Origin of the sequence: Nocardiopsis sp. NPDC058631 (genome assembly GCF_042716955.1) — a bacterium.
Classification (GTDB): domain Bacteria; phylum Actinomycetota; class Actinomycetes; order Streptosporangiales; family Streptosporangiaceae; genus Nocardiopsis.
In genome coordinates this window covers 60,704-67,245 of record NZ_JBHXQY010000025.1, presented here as the reverse complement: position 1 = coordinate 67,245, position 6,542 = coordinate 60,704, and the positions used below count along the sequence as shown (strand labels likewise).

Annotated in this window: 7 protein-coding genes; 1 reads left to right on the top strand and 6 read right to left on the bottom strand. The window is 69.9% G+C overall.

Features of this window, described 5'->3' with window-relative positions:
* A partial coding sequence (locus ACFWTE_RS11405; protein WP_378779233.1) for a sensor histidine kinase occupies positions 1-827 on the top strand: 827 nt, incomplete at its 5' end.
* Between the two features lie 53 nt (positions 828-880).
* Here ACFWTE_RS11405 and ACFWTE_RS11400 read toward each other — a convergent pair.
* From ACFWTE_RS11400 to ACFWTE_RS11375, 6 genes are all read right to left on the bottom strand, one after another.
* Positions 881-2,578: a CotH kinase family protein gene (locus ACFWTE_RS11400; RefSeq protein ID WP_378779232.1), complete on the bottom strand. Its 1,698-nt coding sequence runs from the start codon at positions 2,576-2,578 to the stop codon at positions 881-883.
* A gap of 1 nt (position 2,579) precedes the next feature.
* On the bottom strand, positions 2,580-3,266 hold the full coding sequence (locus ACFWTE_RS11395) for a DUF4956 domain-containing protein (RefSeq protein ID WP_378779231.1): 687 nt from the start codon (positions 3,264-3,266) through the stop codon (positions 2,580-2,582).
* Between the two features lie 39 nt (positions 3,267-3,305).
* A complete protein-coding gene (locus tag ACFWTE_RS11390; protein WP_378779230.1) occupies positions 3,306-4,199 on the bottom strand; it encodes a polyphosphate polymerase domain-containing protein in 894 nt (297 codons plus the stop codon).
* Between the two features lie 207 nt (positions 4,200-4,406).
* Entirely contained in the window at positions 4,407-5,402 is a 996-nt protein-coding gene (locus ACFWTE_RS11385) for a YihY/virulence factor BrkB family protein (RefSeq protein WP_378779229.1), read from the bottom strand.
* A gap of 139 nt (positions 5,403-5,541) precedes the next feature.
* A complete protein-coding gene (locus ACFWTE_RS11380; protein ID WP_378779228.1) occupies positions 5,542-6,126 on the bottom strand; it encodes a DUF3618 domain-containing protein in 585 nt (194 codons plus the stop codon).
* Positions 6,102-6,542, bottom strand: a complete 441-nt coding sequence (locus ACFWTE_RS11375; RefSeq protein ID WP_378779227.1) for a phage holin family protein — start codon at positions 6,540-6,542, stop codon at positions 6,102-6,104. The genes ACFWTE_RS11380 and ACFWTE_RS11375 overlap by 25 nt, the downstream gene beginning before the upstream one ends.

Here is a 6,542-nt window from a genome sequence, read left to right as displayed (position 1 = left end):
CCCAGGAGGCGACCACCGAGACCGGGCGTGTGGGTACCGCCCTCAACACCATGCTGACCCGGCTCTCCCAGGCGCTCCGGGAGAGGGACCGGGCCGCCGAGACGACCCGGCGCTTCGTGGCCGACGCCTCCCACGAACTGCGCACGCCCCTGTCCTCCATCCGGGGGTTCGCCGAGCTGTACCGACAGGGTCGGGACCGCGGGATGGACAGCGAGGCGGCCGGGGCGGACCGGTGGATGTCGCGTATCGAGGGCGAGGCCGAGCGGATGGGGAACATGGTCCACGACCTGCTGATCCTCTCCCGCTTCGACGAGACCCCGGTACTGGAGCGCTCCGACGTGGAGTTGAGGGGGATCGCGCAGGAGGTGGTCCTCGCGGCCCGGGCCCGGACCCCGGGCACCCCCCTCGAACTGGTGGCGTCCCCGGCCGTGCACGCGGTGGGGGACGGCGACAGGATCCGGCAGGTGCTGGAGAACCTGGTCGGCAACGCGCTCGCCCACACACCCCGGGGCACTCCCGTGCGGGTGCGGGTGACCCGGACGGAGCATCCGCCCCCGCGCGGCCCCGCTCACGCGGGAGCCCTTCCGCCGGGTGTCTCCGAGGTCGCGGTCCTGACCGTGAGCGACGAGGGGCCGGGGATCCCCCCGAAGGAGCTGCCCCACCTCTTCGACCGCTTCTACCGGGGGGACCGGGCCAGGGCGGGTGCCGGTTCCGGTCTGGGCCTGGCGATCAGCGCCGCGTTCGTCGCCGCCCATGACGGCTATCTCACCGCCGAGTCGTCCCCTGGCCGGGGCAGCGTCTTCACCGTGGTCCTGCCCCTGGGGTGACAGGGCCCGGTGCGGACGCCGCGCGTCCGCACCGGGCCCTCGGCGGGAACGGATCACTCCCCCGCCTGTTCGCGCCCTCCCCCTCCGGGCATGCCCATGCCCTCCTGCGGGGCGTCGGCGATGGAGACGATCTGTTCGGCGAGGTCCTCACCGGCCGCGGCCGCCCCGTCGTCCCCCGCCGCCTCGGCCCGGGACACGGCGGACTCCATCAGCTCGGACGCGGTGCCGTCCTCCACCAGGTTCTCGTACAGGTCGGCGTAGGCCTGCTCGTACAGGGCGGTGAAGTCCTCGTTCTCCAGGAAGCGTTCCTTGAGCGCCCCGCTGCCACCCGTCATCGCGCCCCTGTCCCCCATGCCCTCGGGCATCTCCCCGCCCTGGCCGGGTTCCATCCCCTCGGGAGCTTCCATCCCCTCAGGCATCTCCACCCCCTCGGGAGCTTCCATCCCCTCAGGCATCTCCACCCCCTCGGGAGCTTCCATCCCCTCAGGCATCTCCACCCCCTCGGGCATGCCCCCCATGCCACCGAAGGACAGGTTCAGGTCCCACGACAGGACGGTGAACCGCTCCTCCTCCGTGTCGTACCAGAGGTAGTAGTTGTTGCCCGGGCCGTCCATGCCGTCGCTGTTGGACATGAGGTTCTGCAGCGCCAGGTAGCGGGCGAAGGACTCGGTGTCCACGTACTCGTCCAGCTCACGGGCGAACTCCTCGTCGTCGGACTCCTCCACGAACTCCAGCAGATCCATCACCGGTTGCAGGTCATAGCTCCCCTCACCGTTGATCTGGTTGAAGGCCTCCTCGTAGTCGGTGGGGTCCCCTCCCAGGTAGTCGAAGGATCCCCCCGCCCGCCCCTTGAAGAGCACCCCCTCGCCGAACTCGGTGGCCCAGGCCGCGTCGGGCGAGTCCAGCAGCAGGCGCGGTGCCGGCTCCCCGCCGTTGACCGCGAACGAGGTGAACGTGTAGTCCTGCGTGGTCTGCCCGTCGGCAGCCGTCAGTTCCAGCGCCAGGGCCTCATTGAGGGCGGTGTCGGAGGCCGTGGTCGCCGGCCGCAGAGTGATCTCGGTGTGGCCCTGGTAGGCGCGCCCCGAGGAGAACTCCTCGAAGCTGATCAGCCACGGAAGGCTCTCCGGCTCGTCCTCGGACAGGGTGATCGTGCCGGGGCCGCCGCGCCCCTCCGCGGTCCCTCCCTCCTCGGACGCCTCCTGCTCCTGCTCGGCACCGTCCGCTTCCCCGGTCGGGGTCTCCTCCTCGGTTCCCTGCGCCCCCGGGGGCATCCCGCCTTCGCCCCCGCCCGGCATCGCGCCGCCCGATTCCTCGTCACCGCGCAGGCTCATCAGGGTCGAGTTGCCCTTGAGCCGCAGGCCGACGTCGTTGACGACGGTGCCGTCGATCGTGATGTCCGCCCGGACGAACTGCTTCTCCCCCTCCTCGCGGAAGGTGCGCATCATGTCGGCGTACTCGGACTCGTCGAAGCTCACCTCGATGGTGTGCTCCCCCCCGTCGAACAGGTCCCCGGTGCCCTCGATGTTCTCGGTGACGGCGTCGTCGGAGACCAGTTCCGAGGTGATGTAGGGCCGCACCCTCGCCTCACCGAGGACCAGGAGCACGGCCAGCAGCCCCACGCACACCACGGCGGCGGTCTTCCAGTAGTGGCGCAGGCGCACGGGGATCCGGTGCCGCAGGCGGGTCGACCTCCTCGGGCGCGCCTCGGCGGCCGGGGTGGCGTCGTCCTCTTCGTCGTTCGGGGCGCGCATGTCACATGTCCGTCTGGTCGTAGCCGGTCAGGACGGTCGCCTTCTGGCCCGCGTTGAGCTCGCGCAGCCGCTCGATGACGTCACCGGGCCTGACGCCCTTCTTCAGGCGCGCCGTGTAGGCCATCTCCAGGAGCGACCCGCCGCGCACCGACTCGGTGCTGATCAGCTCGTACTCGTCGGTGAAGCGGATGAGCACGTCGTCGATCATCGGCCCGTAGTCGTCGCCGTCCGCCGGCACCTGGACCTTGACGACCTGGCGCTGCACGTTGAGCGCGAACCAGTTGAAGCGGTGCATGAGCAGGATGACCGCGCAGATGACCAGGGTGGCCAGGACCGCGAGCGTGTAGAAGCGCGTTCCGCAGGCCATGCCCACGCCCATGACCAGGAAGATGAACCCGACGTCGCGGGTCTCCTTGATCGCGTTGCGGAAGCGCACCACGGACAGCGCCCCGACGAGTGCGAAGGCGCGGGCGATGTTGGAGCCCACGATCAGCATGATCAGGGCGATGAGCATGCCCAGGATGACCAGTGTGTGGACGTAGCTCTGGCTGTAGGAGATGTTGCGGTGCGTTGCCCTGTAGGTCCAGGCGACCACCAGGCTGGTCACGAAGGCCAGGGACAGTGAGAGGACCACGTCCATCACGCTGAAGGTTCCGGACAGGTCGGTGAGGTCGAAGTCGAGGTTCATGGTGCGGGTCCGTGCCTTGTCGGTCTCGGGAGGGTGTTGTCAGGGGCGGGTGCCCGGGAGCGCGGGCTCGCGGGGCGCGGCGATGGGGCGGGAGTCTTCGACCACGTCCTCCACCGGTACGTGGAAGACCGAGCGCGGTGCCCTGCCGAAGGCCTCCACGCTCTGGCAGTACTTGGAGATCCGCTGTACCTGCAGGCCGAACCGGGCCGCCATGTCGGTCACCCAGTAGGGGGCGCGCTCGTTGGCCTTGACCTCCATCACCACGTGGTCCGGGCTGATGATGTAACGGTTCTCCGCCTCCGCGCGCAGGTCGAAGTCGCGGTCGCGTCCGCGGACACGGTGGTCCAGGGTCACGCGCAGCCCCAGGTCCGCGTCGGTTCCCACGTACGGTTCGCGCCGGTAGCCCGTCATCGCGGTGGGGCGCAGGTCCAGGCGGTGGACGAGGTCGAGGACCTCGTCGACGAACGCCTGGTCGGCTCGGGGGTGCTCCACCCGGATCCGGTGGTCGCACAGGTCCCGCGCCAGGCCGTAGGGCAGCAGGACGCGGCGCTTCTGCGTCACCCGGTTCACCCGCTGCTTGATCTCGACCGAGACGGGGGCGTCGTCGGCGTCCGGGCCGATCTCGCCGTAGCGGCGGATGCGCAGCTTACGGCGGAACTTGAGCCCTTCGATCTTCTCGTAGTAGAAGCGCAGCCGCTGGGTGTCGTAGTAGAGGCTCCACACGCCGTAGCCGTTGGCCCCGGCGTTGCGGTCGGCGTTCATGCGCGCGGTCAGTTCGGCGCGCACCTCCGCGACCTGGGATACCGGAAGCAGGTACTTGAGCTCGTAGCGGTTGAAGGCGTGCAGTTTGCCGGGCACCCTGAGCCGGTGCCCGGCGTCGCTGCCCCCGTTCCCCGTTTCGTCCCCGGTGGACGGTGCTCGTTGCGATGTCACTGTGTCTCCCTTCATCTGATGGTGACGACAGGGAGAACACAAGCCGATGGGAGTACGAGAAGTCCGAGAACTTCCTGAGAGAACCCTGAGAACCCGGACGGAAACGCCTGGTGGGCACGCGGTCGCGATGCCGGGTGAGATTCGGGTGAGAACCTCCGTACCGGGCTGCGGTCCTCGCTCACCCCCTGCGGGCCCGCCGGCCTGAACTCAGCCGGGGCCCCCGGAGCGCTTGCCGCCCTTGGGCTCGGGCCGGTCGCGCATCTCCACGTAGGGCTCCTCCCCCGACGACAGGCCCGCCTGCTCGGCGCGCCCGCGTTCGAGCTCGGCGTTGAACTCCTCGCCGAGCAGGATCGCGATGTTGCTGATCCAGAGCCACACGAGGAAGATCACCACGGCCGCCATGCTTCCGTAGGTCTTGTTGTACGAGGCGAAGGTGGCGACGTAGAAGGCGAACGCCAGCGAGGCGGCCATCCAGATCAGCACCGCGAGCACGCTCCCCGCGCTGACCCACCGGAAGCCGCGCTTGGCGTTGGGCGAAGCCCAGTACAGCAGGGCGATCATGAAGATCACGATGACCAGCAGCACCGGCCACTTCGCGATCTCCCACACCGCCACCGCGGTGGTTCCCAGGCCGAGCAGCTCCCCGATGTGCTCGGCGAGACCGCCCGAGACCGCGACGGCGAGCACGGTGAGGGTCATCAGGACCAGCATCACCAGGGTGATGCCGACACGGACGGGCAGCTTCTTCCAGATGGGGCGCCCCTCCGGGACGTCGTAGATGATGTTGGACGCCCGCATGAAGGCGGCGATGTACCCCGACGCCGACCACAGGGCGACGGCCAGACTGATGATGCCGACGAGACCGGCGACGCCCTGGCTCCCCTGGAGGTTCTCCACGGCGGTGGTCACGAGCCCTGCGACGTCCTGGGGCAGGATCGCGGAGGCGTTGTCGGTCAGCGTCCGTGTGCCGTCCGGCCCCGCCAGGCCGAGCAGTGACACCAGCACCAGCAGCGCGGGAAAGAGCGACAGGATCGCGTAGTAGGTCAGGCCGGCGGCCAGGTCGGTCACGTTGTCCGCGCTGAACTCCCGGAACGTCCTGCGCAGGGATCCCCACCAGGAGGACTTCGACATGCGGGTCGGCGCCGTGGCCTCTCCTGTCGGAGAGCGCCCGTCGCCCGGGTCCTGGTTGCTCTGCCGGGTCATCGGTCACGTCCCTTCCCGCTCGCTCCGGCAGTGCCGCCGGGGCAATGATTCGGCCGTGCCCCACCGTCTCGCCGGCCACGGCAGGACCGGGCGGGGAGACGGTACGGGCACGGCCGGCCGTCGGAGCGCTCGGCGCGCCCTAGGAACCGCGCATCTCCTCCGAGGCGCCCTTCGCCTCCTTCTGGGCCTGCTCGCCGGTGGACTGCGCCTTCTCCGAGGCACTCTCCTTCAGCTGCTCCCCGGCGTCGCGGGCCGACTCGGTGGCCTGCTCCTTCACCCGGTCCACGGACTCCGAGACCGCCTGCTCGACCGGCTCGATCATGCCGCCCGCGCGGTTCTGGACCTGTTGGGCCGCCCTCTGCTCCGCCTTGCTCTCGGAGAGGAGGGAGGCGGCCAGCAGCCCGGCACCGAAGGCGATCAGCCCCGCGGCGAGCGGATTGCCCCGAGTCTGCTGGGCGGCCTGCTGGGGTGCCGACCTGACCGTGTCGGCCAGCTGGCCGGCGTTCTGCCGGATCGCACTCCCCGTGGAGTCACCGTCGGATCCCGAGGGCATCGACCCCATGACCCGGTCCTTCATCTCCTGGGCCCTGTGGCGCACCTGGCGGGTGCGACGGTCGATCTCGGTCCGCGGGTTGGCGCGGCTCACCAGCTTGTCCGTGTCCTGGGTCAGCTCCGCGCGCGTGAGCTCGATGTCCTGCCTTATCCGGTCGGATGTTTCACCCATCGGGCATCCTCCTTCAACGTCTCGATGGTGCGCTCGGGCGTGGGCGAGACCTCGCGCATCCGGCTGCGTCCCATGAAGTACATGACCGCCCCCGCGATCGCCCACAGCACCGCCATCACCAGTGCCGCCCAGCCGAGCCCGATGAGCTCGGCGAGGCCGAACACCGCTGCGAAGCTGAGCAGCACCACCGTCATGTAGCCCGCGAAGCCGGCCCCGCTGAGGAGGCCCGCGGCCTTGCCCGCCTTGGCGGCCTCTTCGCGGAGTTCGGCCTTGGCCAGGGCGAGCTCCTGGCGGAACAGCGTCTGGATGTCGGTGGTCACCTCCCCGAAGAGTTCGGCCAGGGACCTGTCGTCCTGGACCTGCTCCTTCGGGGACTGGTCCTGTGTGCTCGGTGAGGGCCTGGGTACCGTCGCCAT